Genomic DNA, 21,531 nt, shown 5'->3' with positions numbered 1-21,531 from the left:
TAATACCTAGGCCAATCCGTGATAAGCAGTCACGGTGAAATCTCAGCATCGCCGCCGCGGCCTCGCCGCCCTCCTCAGCTCCGTCCTCGTCGCCGGCCTGCTCGCACTCGCCGCCCCGCCGGCCCGCGCCGACACCACCGAACTCGACATCGTGGGCACCAGCGACGTGTCGGACTCCAAGCTCTTCGACTACCTCAAGCCGCTGTTCGAGGCTGCCTACCCGCAGTACGACGTCAGCTACACCGGCAGCGCCACCCTCAACGCGATCACCCTCTCCAAGACCGGCAACTACGACGCCCTGATGGTGCACGCCGCCAGCGTCGAGAACCAGTACGTCGCCGACGGCTGGTCCGCGGAGTCCTACGGCCGGGCGGTGTTCTGGGGCGACTTCGTGCTGCTCGGCCCGGCCAGCGACCCGGCCGGCGTGCTCACCTCCAGCACCCACGACATCGCGACCGCCTTCGAGCAGATCGCCGCCGCCGGGGAGGCGGGCAAGGCCCACTTCTACTCCCGCGGCGGCACCTCCTTCGGCTCCGGCACCACCGTGCAGGAGCACGCCATCTGGGCGCTGACCGACGACACCCTGGTCACCAAGTGCACCGTCAGCAGCACCTACGGCGGCGGCGAGGCCCCGGCCAGCGCGACCGGCGACTGCCCCGACACCATCACCTTCCCCGATTGGTACAACTCCGGGGACCGCAAGCAGGCCCCGAACATCCAGGCGGCCAACGAGTGCACGGACAGCTACGTCAGCGGCACGCCCGACTGCTACACCTTCACCGACCGGGGCACGTTCCAGTACCTCTACTCGACCGGCGCGCTGGACACGCTTCAGATCGTCACCCGCGACAACGCCGACACCGCCCGCGGCGGGATCCCGGCCCTGGTCAACTCCTTCCACGCCTACGCCATCAACCCCGACATGTTCAGTAGCGACGTCAAAGCCGGCATCAACCTCGCCGGCGCCACGGCCTGGCTCGACTGGCTGACCTCCTCCGCCGGCCAGGCCGCGGTCAACAACTACCTCAACGACACCGGCGACGCGCCGTTCCTGCCCTCGGCGTCCCCCGAGGTCACCGCCAGCGCGCACGTCAAACTCGGCAAGAAGCGCGTCGTCGTCACCGGCACGGTGAGCAACGTCGTGCCTGGTACGCCGGCGCTCGACGGCGTCACGGTGAGGCTGTTCGCCACCAGGAAGGTCGGCGTGACCCCGACCCAGGTCGCGACCGCGACGACCGACGCCAACGGCGACTACAAGATCGCCTACCAGGCCAAGGCCCTGCAGTTCTACACCGTCACGACCGACCAGCTCACCAAGGTGGAGGTGCCGACCCTCACCCCGGTCTTCGCCGACATCCTGCAGCCAGGGTCGGCGGCGGTGGCGCTCAGCGGCTCGGTCAGGCTGAAGGCCTCGTGGGCGGACACGGGGCACCGCAAGATCACTTTGAGCGGGAAGGTCGGCCCGGTGGCCACCGCCGGCGCCAAGCTCCAGGTCTGGGGCAAGAAGGGCAACGAGGAGCCGAAGCTGCTCGGCACCCGGAAGCTGGCCAAGGGCAGGTCCAGCTTCTCCTTCCAGATCAAGGCCAGGTCCGGCAGGTGGAAGTATCAGGTCGTCTATACCAACCGTAGCTACCTTGTCGCGACGAGCAGCAAGCTGACGAAGAAGTTCAAACACTGAGCCGGATCGCCCCTCTCCTGACCGGGCTCGGCCTCGCCCTCGCGGGCGTGGCCGGGCCCGTTCCGGCGTACGCCGCCTCGGGCTGCGGCGGCGAGGGCCCCTGCGTGGTCGTCGAGGTGGCCGAGACCGGGTCGACGACCACCTTCGACCTCGACGAGCTGCTCGCTCTGGAGGACGTGTTCGACCAGTCCTTCGTGCTGAGGGAGAGCTCCGGGGCCTCGCAGAGCCTGAGCGTGGCGGCCGCCACCTCGCTGCGCGCGGTCGTGGCCGCGGTGCCGGTCGACCCCGACTCGGTGACCTACACCGAGGTGCTCGACACCTCCGGCGTGGCCCACCGGCTGGCGGCCGGCGAGCTGGGCGCGGCCGGCTCCAACGGCTTCGCCGGCGGACTGGAGCCGGTCGTCTACCCCTCCGGCGGCGACGGCGAGGTGCTCACCTACATCCGCCCGCTGCGCTCCTCCGAGGACGTCAACGTCTCCTCCGACCCCAACTACGGCGGCTACTTCGCCACCGCCGACGGGGGTGCGCTGCACGTCATGGTGCACACCACCGGCGAGCTGCTGAACCCCGTCATCGACGCCGACGACCTCACGCCGAGCCTCGGCGACGCGGTGGCGCTCTCGGTCTCCTTCGACGAGGAGCCGGGCACCTCCCTGACCTACGCGTGGGACTTCGGTGACGGCACCGGCTCGACCGACCCGGCGCCCACCCACGCCTGGACCGACGCCGGCAGCTACTGGGTCAACCTGACGGTGACCGGCAGCAACGCCGTCGGACGCGCCGACGCGGTCAAGGTCACCGTCGGCGAGGCGGCGTCCGCGACGGCCACCGCGACCGCCGGCGACGGGGTGGCCACCTCCGCCGCGCCCAGCGTCGGCCCCACCAAGTCCGGCGGCCGCCACCAGGGCGGCAAGGCAAGCACCGCCACCGGCCCGACCGCCGGCGCCACGGCCAGTGCCACGACCGGAGCCAGCTCCGGCGCCACCGCGAGCGCCGCGACCGCGACCGCGACCGCGACCGCGTCGGCGTCGTCCTCGGCCGAGCCCACCGCCACTGCGGCCGGCGACCGGATCGAGGGCGTCGTGCTGGTCGCCGCCGGGCAGGCGCCCGCGGCCGGCGGTGAGCAGATCGCGGCCGCGGCCCGCGGCGGCCAGGTCCCCGGGTCGTGGGGACTGCCGGGCTGGTCCGGCGGGGTCGGGGCCGGCGTACTTCTGCTCGGGCTGGGGGCCCTGGCCGAGGCCCGCCCGCGGTGGTGGCGCCGACGCGGGAGGATGTGGCCGTGATCGATGACATCTACCAAGCCGTCTTCACGGTCGCCGAGGCGTTGGAGCTGCCGGTCGTGCTGCTGGCCCTCGCCGCGCTCGCCGCGGTGATCTACGAGACCGGGGCGTTCGTCGTCGAGCGGATCCGCCGCCACCGCCGCAGCTTCCCCGAGCTCGCCCGGGCGGCGGCCGTCGCCCGCGCCGCGCTCCACGACGGTGACCGGGCCAGCGTCGAGGCCGCGCTGGTCCCGGTGGCGTGGAGCCGGCAGATGGCCGGGGTGCTCACCGCCTTCGCGCGGGAGGCCGGCAAGCCCGGCTCCGAGCCGCGGCTCGCCAAGCAGCTGGCCGACTTCGACTTCGACGGCCAGCGGCGGCTCTCCCGCACCCGGCTGCTGGTGCGGTTCGGCCCGGCGCTCGGGCTGATGGGCACCTTGATCCCGCTCTCGCCGGCGCTGGAGGGTCTCGCCAACGGCGACGTCGAGACCCTGGCCGACAACCTCCGGCTGGCGTTCAGCATCACCGTGCTCGGGCTCCTGGTCGGCGCCGCCGCGTTCGCCCTCTCGCTGGCCCGCGACCGGATCTACGCCCAGGACCACTCCGACCTCGAGTACGTCGCGGCCGTGCTCACCGACCCGGCTCCGGACCCCTCCTCGCAGCTCTCGGGGGAGGCGTCCGCGTGATCACCGTCAGCCCGCGGGCGCGCAACCGCGAGGACCGCGCCGGCGACCCGCTCGACGGCCTGGTCAACCTCTTCGACCTCGGCATCGTGCTGGCGGTGGGCTTCCTGCTGGCCGCGCTCGCCTCGCTCAACCTCTCCGACGCGATCACCGACCGGGGCCTGGACCCCGACGCCGTCACCGTCGAGCCGGGCGACGCCACCGGCCCGGTGCCGACCGACGGGGAGACGGTGATCGGCAGCGGCGAGGAGGTCGGCACGGTCTACCGGCTCGAGGACGGCACCCTGGTCTACGTCGTGCCCAGCCAGTCGCCCAGCCAGGCCGCGACGCCATGAGGTTCTTCTGGCAGGGACTCCAGCAGGCGTGGCGACTGATCCTCGACCACGACCCCTACCTGTGGGGACTGATCGACGTCACGCTGCGGGTCACCCTGGTCGCGACGGTGGTGGCGGTCGCCGTCGGGCTCCCCGTCGGACTGGCGCTGGGCCTGGGCCGGTTCCGCGGCCGTGGCCCGCTGGTCGTCCTGGCCAACGCCGGCCTGGGGCTGCCGCCGGTCATCGTGGGCGTCGTACTCCTCGTGCTCACGATCCGGGTCGGGCCGCTGGGGTGGACCGGCCTGGCCTTCACGATGCGGGGCGTCTACGTCGCCCAGGCGATCCTGGCGCTGCCGGTCGTGGTCGCCCTCACCGTGGCGGCGGTGCGGGAGGTGGCGCCGGGGCTGGCGGAGCAGGCGCGGGCGTTCGGCGCGCGCCGGCACCGGGTAGCGCTGCTGGTGCTGTGGGAGAGTCGCATCGGGGTCCTGGCGGCGGTGATCGCCGCCGCCTGCGCGTCGCTCTCGGAGGTCGGGGCGGTCGCCATTATCGGGGGCAACACCGAATGGCGCACCCAGACGCTGGCCAGCGCCGCGCTCGCCGAGGTCGGGGCCGGCCGCTACGCCAGCGCGCTGGCGATCGGCATGGTGCTGCTCACCCTGATTCTGGTGCTCACCGCGCCGCTGACCGTGCTGCAGTACGCCGGCAAGCGACGAGTGCGGGCAGCATGAGCATCCTCCGGCTGGCCGGCGTCGCCGTGCGCCGGGGGCGTCGTACCGTCATCGATGCGCTCGACCTGGAGATCCGCGAGGGCGAGGTCGTCGCGCTGCTGGGGCCCAATGGGGCGGGGAAGTCGACGCTGCTGGAGGCGATCGGCGGCATTATCCCGGCCACCGGGACGCTCGAGCGGGGTGGTCGGGTGGCCACCGTGCTGCAGACGCCCGGGCTCGCATCGCGGTCGGTGCGGGCCAATGTCGACCTGGCGCAGGCGTGGTGGGGGGTGCCGCGGCGGGAGCGCAGGGGGCGCACCCAACAGGCGCTCGCGGACCTACGGGCCGAGCACCTCGCGAAGCGTCACGCCACCACGCTCTCCGGCGGCGAACGGCGCCGTGTCCACCTGGCCCGGGGCATCGCCGTACGTCCCGACCTGCTGCTGCTCGACGAGCCCTTCGCCGGCCTGGACCCGGAGACCCACGCCGCCCTCGTCGAGGACGCCGCGTCGGCGCTGCGCCGGGCGGCCAAGGCAGTCATCGTGGTGCTCCACGAACGGGCCGACGCCTGGGCACTCGCGGACCGGGTGGTCGTGCTGATGGCCGGTCGCATCGTCGCCGACGGCCCGCCCGACGCGCTGCTGCGGCAGCCGCCGACCGCCGAGGTCGCCCGCTTCCTCGGCTACGACGGCGAGCTCGACGGCGGCCGCTGGCTGACTCGGTCGGCCTGGGTGCACCTCGACCCCCAGGGCGACCTCAAGGCGACGGTGACCGGGGTGCTCCGGCTGCAGGACGGCGCCCGGCTGGAGCTGGCCACCGACGGCGGCACGCTGCGCTGCCTGTCCCCCACGAGCGACCTGAGGGTGGGCGAGGAGGTCCGGCTGCGCATCGACCACTCCGTCGCCTATCCCCCACCCCCGCGACCGGTCGCAAACTGACATCTCAAACCCGGTGACCGGTCGCAAACTGACGCCCCGAACCCGGTGACCGGTCGCAAACTGACGCGGTGTCTTCCCCGTAGGATGCGAGTCGTGGCCGACTACGTGCGCATCGGCGAGGTCGCGACAGCTCTCGGCGTCAGCGTGGACACGCTGCGTCGCTGGGAGGCCGAGGGGCGGATCGAGTTCGAGCGCCGAGGCAACCAGCGGGTGCTCAGCTCCGACCAGTTCAAGCGGCTGGTTGCCACCAGCAACGGCAGTGAGCGCTCCTCCAGTGCGCGCAACCGGTTCGCTGGCGTGGTGGTATCGGTGATCCGCGACGGCGTCATGGCGCAGGTCGAGATGCAGTGCGGTGATTATCGCGTGGTCTCGCTGATGAGCCGGGAGGCCGCCGACGACCTAGGCCTGGAGCCGGGAGTGGCAGCCACGGCGGTCGTGAAGTCCACCAACGTCGTCGTAGAGACCGAGCCGCCGCGGCCGATCCGGCGACGGTCCTGACCGGGCGTGCCCAAGATGTCACCGTGACATCTTGGGGCGAGAGTGACAGATCCGACGTGTCGCTAACAGCGCGAAGTTTCACGGTGACATCTTGCGGAGGGCGGGGCGGCTGCAGTCAGTCCTCGACGCCGAGGCCGACCTCGGTCGACTTGATCAGGACGACGACCTCTTTGCCCTCGGCGAGCTCGAGATCCTCGACCGCCTCGCGGGTGATCGAGGAGGTGACGATGGTGTCGCCTCCGGTCAGGCGGACCTTGACGACGGCCATGGCCTCGCCGGCGGTGATGGCGACGACGGTGCCGGCGAGCTGGTTGCGGGTCGAGAGCTTCATGAGCCCATCGTGACGTCCCGACGGTGCCAAGGAAAGGGTGCCGACAGCGATCGCTGAGGCTCGGCGTCAGGCCGCCACCAACCGAGCCGAGCGGATCGCGGCGCCGTCGCTGCTCGACGCCCTGCGTGGCAGCGATGACCGGCTGACCCGGCCCTCGATCTGCTTGGCCCGGCCCCGACAGGCAGGTGACAGTGCGAGGAGCAACCCGCGACACCACTATGAGCAGCCTTACCCAGGGCGACGCTCGTTGCTAGACACGCGGAAACGCTCCAGCCGAACCACCGTCCTGCGGTAACCAACCCGCGCATATCAGTCTTCCGGAGATGACCATTTGACCCCGCAGATCGCAATCGCGATGAGGCTGGTGCTTGTCGCGCTCGAGTTGACCAGTCGGCCGTAGTAGGTATCGGGGGTGCCGAAGACCGGATAGCCCTGGACTTCGTGCCCCGCGACCGCCGCCGCGGTCGTATAGGCGTCGCCGCCCAAGACGGACTTCCCGGCCGGGCAGGCCGCTCCGACGCTGGCGGAGCCGCCGGCTCCCACCACGACGACGTTCGACACGATCTGGTAGCCGCTGATGCCGGGACTGCCCTCGACGCCGCCGCAGTCGGGATCAGACGTAACCAGACGGCGTAGTGCGGTGGATCCGTGCCGGATGGTGACTCGGATCCACCGCACTGAGGTGACTCGTCAGGGAGCGACGGCTGCGCAGTTGATCTGTAGGGTGATCGCGTCGCTGCCGGTGCCGGGGTTCTTGTCCTTGGCGACGTAGGTGGTCTCGGAGGTGGCGAAATGCGGATAGATCTGGACTGCGGCGTCGACGGTGCTCCACCAGGCCGTCGCTCCGAGCACCTTCTTGCCTGTCGGACAGCTCGCCATGGCGGTGGCCACGGCACCGCTGGCGACGCTGGGTGAGGTCGCCTGCACAGTCTGGAACCCGCTCACCCCGTTGGCGCCGGCGGGTCCGGTCGCGCCCTTGGGTCCCGCAGGCCCCGCGGGTCCGGTGCTGCCTGTGGCTAGGGTGCCGGGGGCGAGGTCGGCGACGGTGAGGGTGCCGTCCTTGATCTGCTTGGTGGTGATGGTGTTGGGCTTGATGGTATTGCCGGAGATGAGCTTGGCGGCGTCTGCGGCGGTGCCGGTGCCGGCCAGGGCGACGACGAGGGCGGTGGCGCCGAGGACGGTGCCGGTGGAGGGTCGACGAAGGTTCATGCCGCGGAACCTGGGGCGTCATGGACGCCGGGCCTCGGTGACGAGATAGCGGACCGCCTCCCACCAGGGGCCCTGCCCGCCCTGCTCCACGAGTGCCAGTGCCTCCGGCAGCGGATCCTCGCCCGGCCAGTCGGCGTCACCGGCCCGGGCCAGCGCGAGCGCGGCCAGCGCCAGGCCCCGCGTCTCGTCGGTCGTCGCACCGTCCACCGCTCGGAAGGCGTGACAGGTCGCTTGGGCGAAGTCGCCGAGCCAGAAGTCGGCGACGGCGGTGAGGGCGAGCGCCACCGGGTCTCCGGCCGCGACGCCGGCCTCACAACGTTGCCGTGCCCGCTCGCTGCGACCGCCCGGAAGGTCGCTCAGCACGCCCTCGAGGATGCCCGCGTCCCCCATGCGGACCGACCATAACGGCGTCCCCGCCACCGAGGCATCGTGCGAGTGCCATTACTTCGAATCACCACCATGCGTGGGGCCACAAGCGGGATGGACCAGCGACTAAGCCCGCAGCGATGTGTGCCTGAGGCCGGTGACCTCCGCGAGCGCCTCGAAGTCGGCGTCCTTGTGGACGACCTCGACATCGTGTCGCATGGCGATCGCGGCGATGAGGCAGTCGACCTGGTTGCGAGGTGTGACGCCCATCTGGCGGGCCGCGCGGAACAGCGCCGCCGCGTTGCGGAAGTCCTCATCCGGCACGATGGGGAGCGATGGGATGCGCTCGACCAGCTCCTCCATCTCGCGCAATGCGTGGGGTCGGGTGGGACCACTGAGCAGCTCCATGGCGACGGGGTCGCACATGACGACCTGGCTCTGGTCGTCCTCGACCAGCCTCGTGACCTCATCTGTCGCTCTGGTCGGGGCATTGCGGAGATAGTCGATCCACGCCGAGGTGTCGACGAGCTGCATTCTCACCACTCCGGTGGACGGTCGACGATGTGGAGCACGCTGTCGTCCCAGTCGTCGGGCCCGAGGATGCCCTTGAGTGCGAGCAGCTCCTCGCGCGTCATCCGTGGCTTGACCAGCTTTCGCAGCGCGAGATCGACCGCCTCGCGCTTGGTCTTGAGGCCGAATCGCCTCATCGCCTCGGCCACCAGCTCATCGTCGATGTCGATGTTGGTGCGTGTCATGTGCATACGTTACACCTCCTATGTGCGTCGCCCTCATGCTCCGTCATGGCCGGGTCGGGCACAACTGAGTTGTCAGGAGACTGTGGAAAGCTCGCTTCGCTGTGGATGACCGCGCGGGCCTGTCGGCCTCGGCTGGTAGACACGTCGGCATGACCGCGACACCCCCGACCACGCTGCGAGACCGGGCCGAGGGACATCTGCGCGCGCTCGTGGGGCGCGACGACGCGGTGCTGCGCGAGGACCAGTGGTCGGCCATCGCGGCACTCGTGGAGGAGAAGCGGCGGGCGCTGGTGGTCCAGCGCACCGGCTGGGGCAAGTCGGCGGTCTACTTCGTGGCCACCCTGCTGTTGCGCGAGGCCGGTGCCGGGCCGACGGTCATCGTCAGCCCGCTGCTGGCGCTGATGCGCAACCAGATCGCCGCCGCCGAGCGGGCGGGCATCCGCGCCGCGACCATCAACTCCACCAATCTGGAGCAGTGGTCGGCCATCGAGGAGGCCATCCACGCCGGTGGGATCGACGTGCTGCTGGTCAGCCCGGAGCGGCTCAACAACCCGGGCTTCCGCGACGCCGTGCTGCCCCGGCTGGCCGCCGAGTGCGGTCTGCTGGTCGTCGACGAGGCGCACTGCATCTCCGACTGGGGGCACGACTTCCGGCCGGACTACCGCCGCATCCGCACGCTCCTCGGCGACCTCCCGGCCGGCATCCCGGTGCTGGCGACCACCGCCACGGCCAACGCCCGGGTCACCGCCGATGTCGCGGAGCAGCTCGGCTCCGCCGCCGGAGCTTTGGGGGACGTACTCGTGCTGAGAGGGTCGCTCGATCGCGAGTCGCTCCGCCTCGGCGTCGTACGGCTCAGGACGCCGGAGCAGCGACTGGCCTGGCTCGCCGACCACCTTGCCGAGCAGCGCGGCTCCGGCATCGTCTACTGCCTGACTGTGGCGGCCACCCAGGAGGTCGCCGGCTACCTGCGCGAGCGCGGCCACGACGTGCACGCCTACTCCGGACAGACCGACACCGCCGAGCGCCAGGCCTTGGAGCAGGCGCTGGCGGAGGGCAGGATCAAGGCGCTGGTGGCGACCAGCGCCCTCGGCATGGGGTACGACGCCCCGCTCGGGTTCGTGGTCAACCTCGGTGCGCCGTCGTCACCGGTCTCCTACTACCAGCAGATCGGCCGCGCCGGCCGTGGTATCACTGGCTCCGCCAGTGTGGTGCTGCTGCCCGGCGTCGAGGACCGCGACATCTGGGCCTACTTCGCCTCGCTCGCCTTCCCCCGCGAGGAGCTGGTCCACCGCACCCTGGGAGTGCTCGCCGAGGCCGGTCGGCCGCTGAGCACCCAGGCGCTGGAGCCGATGGTCGAGCTGTCCCGCACCCGGCTGGAGACGATGCTCAAGGTGCTCGACGTCGATGGCGCGGTGCGCCGGGTGCAGGGCGGCTGGGAGTCGACCGGCCGGGAGTGGGTCTACGACACCGAGCGCTATGCCCGGGTGGCCGAGGCGCGCACGATCGAGCAGCAGGCGATGCTGCGCTATCTCGAGACCACCGCGTGCCGGATGCGCTTCCTGCGCGAGCAGCTCGACGACCCGGAAGCCGCGGACTGCGGCCGCTGCGACAACTGCGGGGGTCTCACGCTGTCGACCGAGGTCAGTCAGGCGGCGATCACCGAGGCCGAGCAGCGGCTGAGCCGCCCCGGCGTCGTCCTGGAGCCGAAGAAGATGTGGCCCACCGGACTCACCGGCCGCAAGGGCCGGATCGCCAACCCGCCCGAGGAGGGCCGCGCCATCGCCCGGCTCACCGACCTCGGCCGCGGCCAGCAGCTGCGCGAGCTCTTCCGCGACACCACCCCCGACGGCCCGGTGCCGGTGCCGCTGGTCCGGGCGATGATCGAGGTGCTCGGCGAGTGGCAGCCGAAGGTCGACGGCATCGTCCAGGTGGAGTCTGCCCGTCGTCCGGAGCTGGTCGCCGACCTGGCCGCCGGGCTGTCCCGCTACCTCCGGGTGCCGGTCGTCGGCAGTTTCGCGATCCTCGACCCGGGCGTCGAGCCCGGCCGGGGCGCGGTCAACTCCGCCCAGCGGGTGCAGGCGGTGACGCGCCGGTTCGAGCTGCGGGGCAGCGCCACCGGTCGGGTGCTGCTCGTCGACGACCGCCTGGTCACCGGCTGGACCGTCACCCTGGCGGCGGAGGCGCTGCGACAGCAGGGCGCCGAGGCGGTGCTCCCGCTCGTCGTCGCCGTCGACTCCTAGGGACTACGGTCAGTGCATCATCGGGGTGTGCTGGGGGGCGTCGAGGCCCTCTTCCTTCTTGCGCGGGAGGAAGGCCACCGGGATGAGGGTGACCGCCAGGATGATCAGCGCCACCACATAGCTGGTCTGGAACGCGTTGCCCATATCGGAGAGAACCGTCGACTGGAACTTGTCGCCCAGGCTTTCCATGACCGCTTGGGCCTGCTGCAGGGCGGTGGGGTCGACATTGTCAGGGCTCGTCTGCGCCTCGGTGAGGACCGTCCCCGCGGTGACGGCGTCGGAGCCGTTGAGCTTGTTGGTCAGCACCACCGAGATCACCGCGACCCCGGCCGAGCTGGCGATCTGCTGGATCACGTTGAGCAGCGTGGAGCCGCGGGCGACCTCGTGCGCGGTGAGGGTCCGCAGCGCGGCGGTGAAGATCGGCATCATGGTGCCGCCCATGCCCAGGCCCATGACGAAGAGCCAGGCGCAGATGTGCCAGATCGGGGTGTCCGGGGAGGTGCTGGTCGACAGGCCGGCCATGCCGACGATGATGCCGATGAATCCGAACGGCACGATCCGGCCGACGGGGAGCTTGTCGGCCAGTACGCCGGCGATCGGCATGACGCACATCGCGCCCAGGCCCTGCGGCGCGACGAGCAGGCCCGCCTTCAGCACCGACTCGCCACGCACCTGCTGGAAGTAGGTGGGCACCAGCAGCAGCGCCCCGAAGAAGGCGCCTGCGAAGAGGAACATGGTGATGATCGAGACCGTGAACTGGCGGTCGTGGAACAGCCGCAGATCGAGCAGCGGGTGTTCGGGACGGAAGGACCAGAACACGAACGCGACGATCAGCGCCAGCCCGATGATGCCGGGGACCAGCACCTTGGTCGCGGCCACGGTGCCGGTCTCGGGAATCGAGGAGATGCCGTAGAGGAAGAGCGCCAGGCCCGGCGACATCAGCAGCATCCCGACGAAGTCGAAGGACTCGGTCGGGTTCACCTCGTCCTTGGCCAGGGCGAAGGCGGCGTAGACGATCGTGATGATGCCCAGCGGCAGGTTGATCAGGAAGACCCAGTGCCACGACGCCTTGTCGATCAGCAGACCGCCCAGGATCGGGCCCAGGATCGGGCCGAGCAGCATCGGCACGCCGAGGATCGCCATCAGCTTGCCCATCCGGTGCGGGCCGGCGGTCCGAGTCATGATCATCATGCCGAGCGGCATCAGCATGCCGCCGCCGAAGCCCTGGATGACGCGGAAGGCGATCAGCGACTCGATGCTCCAGGCGGTGGCACACAGCGCTGAGCCGAGGGTGAACAGCGTGACGGCAGCGATGAACAGCTTCTTGGTGCCGAACCGGTCGGCCGCCCAGCCGGTCACCGGGATGACCGCGGCGAGCGCGAGGGTGTAGCCGGTGACGGTCCAGGCGACCGTCGAGTAGGCGATCTCCTCGCCGTCGGAGGCCAGCTCGGTCTGGAAGGTGGGCAGCGCCACGTTGACGACGGTGATGTCGAGGATCGACATGATCATGCCGAGCACGACGACACCGGCGATGACGAGGATGTCCTTGGTGATCTTGTCGTCCGCCGCCGCGGCGGGTGGGTCTTGGGTCAGGTCGGAGGTCACCGAACGACTTTAGGTGCTGCGAGCAACTGACTGCGACTCGGTTGTGTGAATCTCGTGTGACCTGTCGTCAAGGTCACTCAGTCGGGGCCGCTCAGCGCCTGACGTCGCGTCGGTCCCGGGCCCGCAGGGTGAGCGCGATGTCGATGATCATGTCCTCCTGACCGCCGACCAATCGGCGCTGGCCGCACTCCATCAGGATGTCGCGGACGTCGACGCCATAGCGGGTGGCGGCGTTCTCCGCGTGGCGAAGGAAGCTGGAGTAGACCCCCGCGTAGCCGAGCGTGAGAGTCTCCCGGTCGACTCGCACTGGTCGGTCCTGGAGCGGGCGGACGATGTCGTCGGCCGCGTCCTGCAGCTTGAACAGGTCGCAGTTGTGCTTGAAGTCGGACAGGTTGGCGACGGCGATGAAGGCCTCGATGGGGCAGTTGCCGGCGCCGGCGCCGTGGCCGGCCAGGGAGGCGTCGACGCGGTAGATGCCGTTCTCGACCGCGACCACGGAGTTGGCCACGGAGAGGGAGAGGTTCTCGTGGGCGTGGATGCCGATCTCGGTCTCGGGGTCGAGTACGTCGCGGTAGGCCCGGGCACGCTCGGCGACGTCCTTCATGGTGAGCCGGCCACCGGAGTCGGTGATGTAGACGCAGTGCGCGCCGTAGGACTCCATCAGCTTGGCCTGTCGCGCGACCACCTCGACCGGCGCCATGTGGTTGAGCATGAGGAAGCCGGAGACGTCCATGCCGAGCTCGCGGGCCGCGGCGATGTGCTGGGCCGAGACGTCGGCCTCGGTGCAGTGGGTCGCCACGCGCACCGACCGCACCCCCAGCGCGTAGGCGTGCTTGAGCTCCTCGATGGTGCCCACCCCCGGTAGCAGCAGCGTGGTCAGGCGTGCCTTCGACATGACCGAGGCAGCGGCCTCGATCCACTCCCAGTCGGTGTTCGACCCGGGGCCGTAGTTGAGCGAGCCGCCGGCGAGGCCGTCCCCGTGGGCGACCTCGATGGCGTCGACGCCGGCGTCCTCGAGGGCGATCACGATGCGCTTGACGTCCTCAGGGGTGATGCGATGGCGTACGGCGTGCATGCCGTCCCGCAGGGTGACGTCCTGGACGAAGATCGGAGTGGTCACCTCAGAGCCCCTTCGCGGCGATCTTCTCGGCCATCTGGACGGCGGCCGAGGTCATGATGTCGAGGTTGCCGGCATAGGTCGGCAGGTACATGCCCGCGCCCTCGACCTCAAGGAAGACCGAGACCTGGTGGGTCGGACGCTCGGTGCCCTCGGGGAGGAGCGTGTGGACCGGCTGGTCGACGGGGATCTCGGTGATCTGGACCTCCTGGACCATCCGGTAGCCCGGGACGTAGGCCGCCACGTCGGCGACCATCTTCGCGATCGAGTCCGCGATCTGGGACCTCGCCGTCTCGGTGTCCTCCCCGGGCAGGGTCACCAGCGCGAAGACGGTGTCGCGCATCATCAGCGGCGGCTCGGCCGGGTTGAGGATGATGATCGCCTTGCCCCGGGCGGCGCCACCCACCTCGACGATGGCGGCCGAGGTGGTCTCGGTGAACTCGTCGATGTTCGCCCGGGTGCCCGGGCCGGCGGACCTGGAGGAGATCGAGGCGACGATCTCGCCGTAGGCCACCGGCACCACCCGGCTGATCGCCGCGACGATCGGGATGGTGGCCTGCCCGCCGCAGGTGACCATGTTGACGTTCGGCGCGTCGAGATGCTCCTCGAGGTTGACCGCGGGGATGACGTACGGGCCGATCGCGGCCGGCGTCAGGTCGATCATCCGGATCCCCAACGGCCTCAGCGCGGCGTCGTTGCGCGCGTGAGCCCCGGCCGAGGTGGCGTCGAAGACGATCCCGATCTCCTCGATCCGGGGCGAGGCCAGCAGCCCCTCGACACCCTCGTGGGTGGTCTCGAAGCCGAGCCTCTCGGCTCGGGCGAGGCCGTCGGAGGCGCGGTCAATGCCGACCATCACGCCCATCTCGAGATGCTGGGCGTTGCGCATGATCTTGATCATCAGGTCGGTGCCGATATTGCCCGACCCGATGATGGCGACTTTCGTCCTGCTCATCGTGACCGTCCTTCGTTCGTCGTCAGTCGGAGAAATGGGCCGAGACCGAGCCGAGACCGGTCACGGTGGCCTGGACAGTGGCCCCCGGGGGGATCGGCCGCATCGGCCCTAGCGCACCGGAGAGCAGCACCTGGCCGGCCCGCAGCGGCTCGCCGAACTCCCGCGCCTTCCGAGCCAGCCACACCACGGCCTTGATCGGATCGCCCAGACAGGCCGCCCCGGAGCCGGTGGAGACCTCCTCGCCGTCGATCGTCATCGTCATCGCCGCGTCGACCGGGGTGAACTCCGCCAACCCCTTGCGCTCGGTGCCCAGCACGTACACCCCCGCGGAGGCGTTGTCGGCGACGGTGTCGCCGAAGCTGATGTCCCACCCCGCCACCCGGCTGCCGCAGACCTCCAGCGCGGCGACCGCGTAGCCGATCGCGCCGCGGACCTGCTCGGCATCCAGATCGCCCTCGACCAGGTCCTCGGCGAGCACGAACGCGATCTCGCCCTCGACCCGCGGTTGCAGCACGCTCGCGTACGCGATGGTGTCGCCATCCGCGTAGGCCATGTCGTCGAAGAGGACACCGAAGTCGGGCTGGTCGACCCCGATCTGGGCCTGCACCGCGGCAGAGGTCAGACCGATCTTGCGACCCACGATCCGCGCCCCGGCCGCGACCCGCTCCCGCGTCAACAACTCCTGCACCGCGTAGGCAGCGGCCACGTCGTCACGGCCGATGAGGTCGCGCACCGGCTCGACCGGGGTCGCGGTAGCGGCAGCGGTGCGTAACCGGTCGGCGGCCGCGGTGACGGTGTCAGGGACGTTCGTCGGCGTCATGCCGCCAATCTCCACCGGCGGCTCGGCAGATTCGATGTGAGCGTTCCACTCACCGGTACGCTCTTCGTGTGGCCGCGCCGGACACCCAGGGGAGTTCCGAGCCCACCGTGCTGGGCAAGGCGGTGGCGATCCTGCGTGCCTTCGGCCCGAGCGACACCGTCCTCCCGCTGGCCGAGTTGGTGCGGCGTACCGGTCTGCCCAAGGGCACCGCCCATCGCGTCGCGGGCGACCTGGTCACCCACCGACTCCTCGATAAGGGGCCGCACGGCTATCGGCTCGCAGGCGGACTCTTCGAGCTCGGTATGCGCGCGGCCACCGAGCGCACCCTGCTGGAACTGGCCATGCCCTACTTGCAGGATCTCTACGAGCGCACCCATGAGACCGTCCATCTCGGCGTCCAGGAGGGTAGCGAGGTGGTCTACGTCGCCAAGATCGGCGGCCACCGGCAGGTCTCCGCGCCTTCACGCCCCGGCGGACGGATGCCCATGCACTGCACCGCGATCGGCAAGGTGCTCCTCGCCTACGCCGATCCGACCCTGCGGCGGCAGGTGCTGGCCGGACCGCTGGAGCGGCGTACCCCGCACACCCTCCTTGCCCCCGGCCTGCTGCGGCGCCAGCTCGACGCGGTGCTGGAGACCGGCCTCGCCTTCGAGCGCGAGGAGTCCACACCCGGACTGCTCTGCGTCGGCTCCCCGGTGCTCGATGCCGACGGCCGCACCGCCCGTGCCGCGATCAGCATCACCGGCCCCGTCGGACGTTTCCGCCCGGAGGCGCACGGTGCCGCGCTCCGCGCCGCGACCACCGCTCTGGCCAACATCCTCGCCCGAACCACGCGGTCGATGTGACCGACCGAGGTCGGCCCCCGGCTCGGGCGGACAGGACGGGCCGTAGAGATCACGCCCATGGAGATCTCCACATATGGCAGGAAAAAGCGTGTGCGTCCGCCCACGGATGATGGCGTTGTCATCGCCCTAACCTGCAAGGCGTGCGGAACCACTTCGACAACCTGACCGCCGTCGTGACGGGAGCAGCGAGCGGCATCGGGCGAGCGATCGCCACCAGGCTCGCGGCCGAGGGAGCGTACGTCGTCGTGGTTGACGTCGACCTCGACGGCACCAGGGCGGTCGCTGCGGATATTGGCGGGGAGGCGCTCGTCGTCGACCTCTGCGACCCCGCCGCGATCGAGGCTCTCGAACTGTCACGCCGGCGGGTGGACATCCTGGTGAACTGCGCCGGCGTCCAACATGTCGCGCCGGTCGAGCAGTTCGACTGGGCGCGGTTCGAGCAGGTGCATCGGCTGATGCTGCACGCGCCGTTCCTGCTGGCGAAGGCGGTGCTCCCCGGCATGTACGAGCGAGGCTGGGGCCGCCTTGTGCATGTCTCCTCGGTCCATGGCCACCGGGCGTCGTCGTTCAAGGCCGCCTATGTCAGCGCCAAGCACGGCATCGAGGGCCTCTCCAAGGTGATCGCGCTCGAGGGCGCGGCCAAGGGAGTCACGAGCAACACGGTCTGTCCGGGCTATGTGCGGACGCCGCTGGTCGACGGGCAGATCGCCGATCAGGCCAAACACCACCAGGTCCCGGCCGAGGAGGTCGTACGGGACGTGCTGCTGACGCGTACCCCGGTGAAGCGGCTGATCTTGCCCGACGAGGTGGCCAACCTCGTCGCCTTCCTCTGCGGGCCCGGAACCGCGTCGATCACGGGCGCCTCCTACCTGCTCGACGGCGGCTGGGCAGCGACCTAGTGGCCCGACCAGGACCTCACCCAACCCTCAACCAACGACCGCGCGAACCGAGAAGGACGGCAAAGACGAGCATGACCGACAACGCAGATTCCAACCCCGAGATCGGCCGCATGATCGATGCGGGCGGCATCCTGACGAACGTCCACGACATCGACACCGCGGCTGCCGGAGCTGACACTGTCGTCCTTCTGCACGGGTCCGGCCCCGGGGTGTCGGCGTGGGCGAACTGGCGGGCGACGATCCCCGCCTTGGCGAGGACGATGCGGGTGGTGGCGCCGGACATCCTGGGATTCGGCTACACCGAGCGTCCCGCCGGCATCAGCTACTCGCCGGAGACCTGGCTCCGGCACCTCGTCGATCTGCTGGACGCGCTGGAGATTCCGACCGCCTCCGTCGTGGGCAACAGCTTCGGCGGCGGCCTCGCCCTCCGGTTGGCGACGGAGCATCCGGATCGTGTGGATCGACTCGTGCTCATGGGCAGCGCGGGCCACCGGTTCGTGGCCACCGAGGGGCTCGCGCGGGTCTACGGATACAAGCCCTCGGTCGAGAACATGCGGGCGATGATGGATCTCTTCGCCTATGACCGCTCGCGCGTCACCGACGAGCTGGCCGAGCTCAGGTACGAGGCCTCGGTCAGGCCGGGTGTCCAGGAGGCGTTCGAGGAGATGTTCCCCACGCCCTACCAGGCCGTGGTCGACAAGCTGGCGATCGCCGAGGACCGGTTGGCGCGGCTGCCGCACGAGACCCTGCTGCTGCACGGCAGCGACGATCGGGTCATCCCGGTCGACTCCTCGCTGCGACTCTTTGAACTGATCCCCAACGCCGAGCTCCACCTCTTCAGCAAGTGTGGTCATTGGACCCAGATCGAGCACGCGGCCTCGTTCAACGCTCTCGTGACCGGCTTCCTCAGCCGCGGAGCCGACCGTGCCCGCTAGCGGTAGCTCCCTCGTCGTCGACTTCCACACGCACGCGATCGCGCCGAGCCTGCCCGATCTGGAGCGCTATTCCTACGCGAGGTGGCCGCGCGTGAGCCGAACCGGCGACGCCACGGCCGAGATCTCGGTGGCGGGGCGGCCGTTCCGCGAGATCGATGATCGTTGCTGGCGACCTGAACGCCGGCTCGAGGACATGCGTGCCGAGGGCGTCGCGGTGCAGGTCCTCTCGCCCATCCCCGTCACGCTCTGCTACGACGCCCCGGCCGAGGGTGCCGCCGTCCTGGCTCGCGCCCAGAACGACTTCCTCGCCGACATGGTGGCGCGGCGGCCGGACAGCTTCCGGGCACTCGGTACGGTGCCGCTCCAGGACGTCTCGCTGGCGGTCGAGGAACTGCGCCGGTGCGTCGACGAGCTGGGCTTCCTCGGCGTCGAGATCGGTACGACGGTAGGCCCCCGCGAGCTCGCGGAGGCGAGTCATGCGCCCTTCTTCGAGGCGGCCGAGGAACTGCGGGCGCTGCTCTTCATCCATCCCACCGCCGTACCGGGAGCGTCCCGGCTCGACCCGTACGGGCTGACTTTCGGAGTCGGGATGCCGACGGAGACCGCGACCGCGGCGGCGATGCTGATCTCGAGCGGGGCCTTCGATCGCTGGCCGGACCTGCGGGTATGCCTGGCGCACGGCGGCGGCGCGCTGGCTCAACTCCTGCCGCGCATGGACAAGGGCTGGGAGCTTCAGTCCCGGTCGGGTCAGCAGCGGTGTCGGCGCGCGCCGAGCGACTACGCGCCAGGAATATGGGTGGACTCGCTGACCTATGACGCGGCGACGATCGAGTTCCTCCTCGCGCGATTCGGCGCCGACCGCGTGGTGATCGGGAGCGACTACCCGTTCGCGGCGCGGGAGAGCCCCGCGGCCGGGTCGGTCGCCCGCGCGCGTCTCGACTCGGAGACGACGCGGGCGACATATCGGGGGCACGGCCTGCTCCAGCGGCACCGGGACCCGAGTCTCAGCAATTCATAGCGACGACGATTGGAGTGAACATGGGTCAGGTGCTTGGCCTCGGAATAACCCACTATCCGCCGTACGGGCTCATCGACGGGCATATGGCGAACCTCCTTCGGTGGACACTGGAGGACCCGGATATCCCGGTCGAGGTGAAGGACATTCGCGCGTGGCCCGAGGCCATGCGCGAGGAATACGGATCCGACGGGGGCGCTGCGGCCGCCGCTCGCCATCGGCAGGTGCTTCGGGCCGGCTTCGCACGTGTCTATGACGCCTTGAACGCCTTCAACCCGGACGTGGTCTTCATCTGGGGCGACGACCAGTACGAGAACTATCGGGAGGACGTGATCCCCCCGTTCAGCGTGCTCGCCTACGAGAAGGCGGTCTTCCGGCCGTGGGACCACGACTTCGGGACGCCCAACGTGTGGGACGAGCCGCGTGATCTCGAGGTCAGCGTCCCGGGTCACCGTGACGCCGCGAAATATCTCACCTCGGCGCTTCTCGACTCCGGTATCGACATGGCCTACGCCTACGAGCCCCTCCACCGCGGTTGGGGACACGCGTTCGCCAACACCGTGATGTTCATGGACGACGAGCGGAAGGGCTGGCCGTATCCGACTGTCGGGATCCACATCAACTGCTACGGACGCAAGGTCGTCTCGGCCCACGGCCGACCCAGCCGGTTCGCCGAGGACCCCGAGACCGCGCACCTGGATCCGCCGTCGCCCTCTCCGTCGCGATGCCTCGAGGTCGGACGTGCCATGGGCGAGGCCCTCCGCGACAGCCCCTGGAGGTGCGCGGTCATCGCGTCCTCCAGTTGGTCGCACGCGTTCCTCACCGACAAGAACTGGCGGCTCTATCCCGATATGGAATCGGACCACGCCTATTACGAGTCGCTGGCGAGCGGCGACTTCACCAGATGGCACGAGGCGAAACTCCATCAGCTCGAGGAATCCGGCCAGCAGGAGATGCTCAACTGGTTCTGCCTGCTCGGCGCGGTGGAGGCGCTGGATCTGCGCGCCACCTACACCGAATACCTGGATTCGCACGTCTTCAATTCAAACAAGTGCTTCGCGATCTTCGAGTGAGCGGGCAGTGAGAGGAAATATCTGAAATGAGCGGATCCCGGAACAGCGACAGCGACGGCGCCTTCGTCATCGAGGCCGTGACCGTCTTCGACGGGGAGCGAGTCCTGTCTGACCCCGCGGACGTGTACGTGAAAGGCTCGGAGATCGCTCAGGTCGGGCCGTCGGTGGACGTCGACGCCTCGGTACGACGCATCGACGGGCAAGCGCTCACCCTCCTGCCCGGCCTGCTGGACTGCCACACTCACTCCGCCAACGACGCCACTGAGATCGCACTGCGATTCGGCGTCACCACCGAGCTCGACATGAACTCGATGCCCTCGTGGATGGACGACCTCCGGCGTGAGTCGCGCGAGCGTGACGACGTGGCGGACGTCAGGTCTGCCTCCACGGGCGGCACCGTGCGTGGAGGGCACCCGACCTACCTCATGCCGGCCGATCACATCCAGCACTTCCCCTACATCGACGACGCCGCGATGGCCGAGCGGTTCGTCGTCGATCGGATCGCCGAGGGCGCTGATTGGATCAAGGTGTTCATCGAGGACGGCACCGTCACCGGTGCCGGCCCCATTCCCATGGTCACCCCCGAGATCGTCCGCGCGGTCGTGGCTGCCGCTCACGCCCACGGCCGCATGGTCGTCGCTCACGCCACTGCTCTGGCGGCCGCCCGGACGGCGGTCTCGTGCGGTGTGGACGGTCTCGTCCACATCTTCATCGACGAGCCGGCCCCCGAAGACTTGTTGGACGAGATCGCCGAGAAGGACGTCTTCGTCGTCGCCACTCTGGCGACGCTGGGCTCACTGAGCGCACGGCGCTCGGGCGAGCATCTCGCCGACGACCCGAGGGTCGCGCCGTTCCTGCCCGAGGAGTGGCGCGACAACCTCCGGCACACGTGGGCGCGGACGGACCGCGAGTTCCACCTGGAGGTCGCCATGGAGACGGTTCGTCGATTGCACGACCGCGGCGCGCGTGTCCTCGCGGGCAGCGACGCGGTCCGCGTCAAGGCCGGACCGGGAACGGCGCACGGGGTGTCACTTCATGACGAGCTGGTGCTGCTGACGCGAGCGGGGCTGACCCCGACGGAGGCGTTGCGAGCGGCGACCTCGCTGGCCGCCGACACATTTTCGCTCAACGACCGCGGTCGGATCCAGCCGGGCAAGCAGGCCGACCTGCTTCTCGTCCGAGGACGCCCCGACGTCGAGATCGACTCGACGCTGGACATCCACAAGGTCTGGCGGCGCGGAGTCGAGCTCGACCGTCGGCCAGCCCGGGTCGGCTAGCCCCGTTCGGGCCCAACG

The 21,531-nt window shown here is 70.1% G+C and carries 24 protein-coding genes; 14 read left to right on the top strand and 10 right to left on the bottom strand.

From position 1 onward, the window contains the following. The first annotated feature begins 34 nt into the window (after positions 1–34). The 7 genes from QM595_RS12995 to QM595_RS12965 all read left to right on the top strand — a co-directional run bounded on the left by QM595_RS12995 (position 35) and on the right by QM595_RS12965 (position 6,074). Complete coding sequence (locus QM595_RS12995) at positions 35–1,678, top strand: substrate-binding domain-containing protein (protein ID WP_415171984.1); 1,644 nt, start codon at positions 35–37, stop codon at positions 1,676–1,678. Positions 1,679–1,725: 47 nt separating this feature from the next. Next, positions 1,726–2,961 (top strand): PKD domain-containing protein, encoded by a 1,236-nt coding sequence (locus QM595_RS12990; protein ID WP_415171983.1) that lies wholly within the window; start codon positions 1,726–1,728, stop codon positions 2,959–2,961. Beyond that, positions 2,958–3,620 (top strand): MotA/TolQ/ExbB proton channel family protein, encoded by a 663-nt coding sequence (locus tag QM595_RS12985; RefSeq protein ID WP_415171982.1) that lies wholly within the window; start codon positions 2,958–2,960, stop codon positions 3,618–3,620. Before QM595_RS12990 ends, QM595_RS12985 begins: the two co-directional genes overlap by 4 nt. Further along, a complete protein-coding gene (locus tag QM595_RS12980; protein WP_415171981.1) occupies positions 3,617–3,952 on the top strand; it encodes a DUF2149 domain-containing protein in 336 nt (111 codons plus the stop codon). The genes QM595_RS12985 and QM595_RS12980 overlap by 4 nt, the downstream gene beginning before the upstream one ends. Continuing rightward, on the top strand, positions 3,949–4,659 hold the full coding sequence (locus tag QM595_RS12975; protein ID WP_415171980.1) for an ABC transporter permease: 711 nt from the start codon (positions 3,949–3,951) through the stop codon (positions 4,657–4,659). The genes QM595_RS12980 and QM595_RS12975 overlap by 4 nt, the downstream gene beginning before the upstream one ends. Continuing rightward, the gene (locus QM595_RS12970; RefSeq protein WP_415171979.1) at positions 4,656–5,576 is read left to right on the top strand and encodes an ABC transporter ATP-binding protein; all 921 of its coding nucleotides are present in this window, start codon (positions 4,656–4,658) and stop codon (positions 5,574–5,576) included. The genes QM595_RS12975 and QM595_RS12970 overlap by 4 nt, the downstream gene beginning before the upstream one ends. A gap of 93 nt (positions 5,577–5,669) precedes the next feature. Beyond that, on the top strand, positions 5,670–6,074 hold the full coding sequence (locus QM595_RS12965; protein WP_415171978.1) for a TOBE domain-containing protein: 405 nt from the start codon (positions 5,670–5,672) through the stop codon (positions 6,072–6,074). Positions 6,075–6,189: 115 nt separating this feature from the next. Here QM595_RS12965 and QM595_RS12960 read toward each other — a convergent pair whose 3' ends face one another. The 6 genes from QM595_RS12960 to QM595_RS12935 all read right to left on the bottom strand — a co-directional run bounded on the left by QM595_RS12960 (position 6,190) and on the right by QM595_RS12935 (position 8,735). Next, a complete protein-coding gene (locus QM595_RS12960; RefSeq protein WP_415171977.1) occupies positions 6,190–6,405 on the bottom strand; it encodes a TOBE domain-containing protein in 216 nt (71 codons plus the stop codon). Between the two features lie 309 nt (positions 6,406–6,714). Then, positions 6,715–6,966, bottom strand: coding sequence for a hypothetical protein (locus QM595_RS12955; RefSeq protein ID WP_415171976.1), 252 nt, complete (start codon positions 6,964–6,966; stop codon positions 6,715–6,717). Positions 6,967–7,095: 129 nt separating this feature from the next. Next, on the bottom strand, positions 7,096–7,614 hold the full coding sequence (locus tag QM595_RS12950) for a collagen-like protein (RefSeq protein ID WP_415171975.1): 519 nt from the start codon (positions 7,612–7,614) through the stop codon (positions 7,096–7,098). Positions 7,615–7,632: 18 nt separating this feature from the next. After that, positions 7,633–8,004: a hypothetical protein gene (locus QM595_RS12945; RefSeq protein WP_415171974.1), complete on the bottom strand. Its 372-nt coding sequence runs from the start codon at positions 8,002–8,004 to the stop codon at positions 7,633–7,635. Between the two features lie 102 nt (positions 8,005–8,106). Further along, the gene (locus QM595_RS12940; protein ID WP_415171973.1) at positions 8,107–8,514 is read right to left on the bottom strand and encodes a PIN domain nuclease; all 408 of its coding nucleotides are present in this window, start codon (positions 8,512–8,514) and stop codon (positions 8,107–8,109) included. 2 nt (positions 8,515–8,516) lie between these two features. Then, on the bottom strand, positions 8,517–8,735 hold the full coding sequence (locus QM595_RS12935; RefSeq protein WP_415171972.1) for a type II toxin-antitoxin system VapB family antitoxin: 219 nt from the start codon (positions 8,733–8,735) through the stop codon (positions 8,517–8,519). Between the two features lie 149 nt (positions 8,736–8,884). Between QM595_RS12935 and QM595_RS12930 the strand changes: the two genes are divergently transcribed. Next, positions 8,885–10,975: a RecQ family ATP-dependent DNA helicase gene (locus QM595_RS12930; RefSeq protein WP_415171971.1), complete on the top strand. Its 2,091-nt coding sequence runs from the start codon at positions 8,885–8,887 to the stop codon at positions 10,973–10,975. Positions 10,976–10,984: 9 nt separating this feature from the next. Here QM595_RS12930 and QM595_RS12925 read toward each other — a convergent pair whose 3' ends face one another. From QM595_RS12925 to QM595_RS12910, 4 genes are all read right to left on the bottom strand, one after another. Continuing rightward, entirely contained in the window at positions 10,985–12,580 is a 1,596-nt protein-coding gene (locus QM595_RS12925) for a DHA2 family efflux MFS transporter permease subunit (RefSeq protein WP_415171970.1), read from the bottom strand. Positions 12,581–12,671: 91 nt separating this feature from the next. Then, complete coding sequence (gene dmpG, locus QM595_RS12920; protein WP_415171969.1) at positions 12,672–13,700, bottom strand: 4-hydroxy-2-oxovalerate aldolase; 1,029 nt, start codon at positions 13,698–13,700, stop codon at positions 12,672–12,674. 1 nt (position 13,701) lies between these two features. After that, complete coding sequence (locus QM595_RS12915) at positions 13,702–14,649, bottom strand: acetaldehyde dehydrogenase (acetylating) (RefSeq protein WP_415171968.1); 948 nt, start codon at positions 14,647–14,649, stop codon at positions 13,702–13,704. Between the two features lie 22 nt (positions 14,650–14,671). Next, positions 14,672–15,469, bottom strand: a complete 798-nt coding sequence (locus tag QM595_RS12910; RefSeq protein ID WP_415171967.1) for a 2-keto-4-pentenoate hydratase — start codon at positions 15,467–15,469, stop codon at positions 14,672–14,674. 68 nt (positions 15,470–15,537) lie between these two features. Between QM595_RS12910 and QM595_RS12905 the strand changes: the two genes are divergently transcribed. The 6 genes from QM595_RS12905 to QM595_RS12880 all read left to right on the top strand — a co-directional run bounded on the left by QM595_RS12905 (position 15,538) and on the right by QM595_RS12880 (position 21,513). Then, positions 15,538–16,314, top strand: a complete 777-nt coding sequence (locus tag QM595_RS12905; RefSeq protein ID WP_415171966.1) for an IclR family transcriptional regulator — start codon at positions 15,538–15,540, stop codon at positions 16,312–16,314. A 140-nt stretch (positions 16,315–16,454) separates the two neighbouring features. Next, complete coding sequence (locus QM595_RS12900) at positions 16,455–17,213, top strand: 3-hydroxybutyrate dehydrogenase (RefSeq protein ID WP_415171965.1); 759 nt, start codon at positions 16,455–16,457, stop codon at positions 17,211–17,213. 71 nt (positions 17,214–17,284) lie between these two features. Then, on the top strand, positions 17,285–18,148 hold the full coding sequence (locus tag QM595_RS12895; protein WP_415171964.1) for an alpha/beta fold hydrolase: 864 nt from the start codon (positions 17,285–17,287) through the stop codon (positions 18,146–18,148). Beyond that, positions 18,138–19,166 (top strand): amidohydrolase family protein, encoded by a 1,029-nt coding sequence (locus tag QM595_RS12890; protein ID WP_415171963.1) that lies wholly within the window; start codon positions 18,138–18,140, stop codon positions 19,164–19,166. The genes QM595_RS12895 and QM595_RS12890 overlap by 11 nt, the downstream gene beginning before the upstream one ends. A 20-nt stretch (positions 19,167–19,186) precedes the next feature. Beyond that, positions 19,187–20,236 carry an extradiol ring-cleavage dioxygenase gene (locus QM595_RS12885; RefSeq protein ID WP_415171962.1) on the top strand — a complete coding sequence of 350 codons (1,050 nt, stop codon included), beginning with the start codon at positions 19,187–19,189 and terminating at the stop codon, positions 20,234–20,236. Between the two features lie 26 nt (positions 20,237–20,262). Continuing rightward, entirely contained in the window at positions 20,263–21,513 is a 1,251-nt protein-coding gene (locus QM595_RS12880; RefSeq protein WP_415171961.1) for an amidohydrolase family protein, read from the top strand. Positions 21,514–21,531 lie beyond the last annotated feature (18 nt).

It is taken from the genome of Nocardioides sp., assembly GCF_047607185.1.
GTDB lineage: Bacteria > Actinomycetota > Actinomycetes > Propionibacteriales > Nocardioidaceae > Nocardioides.
This window is presented reverse-complemented; position numbering and strand designations above follow the sequence as displayed.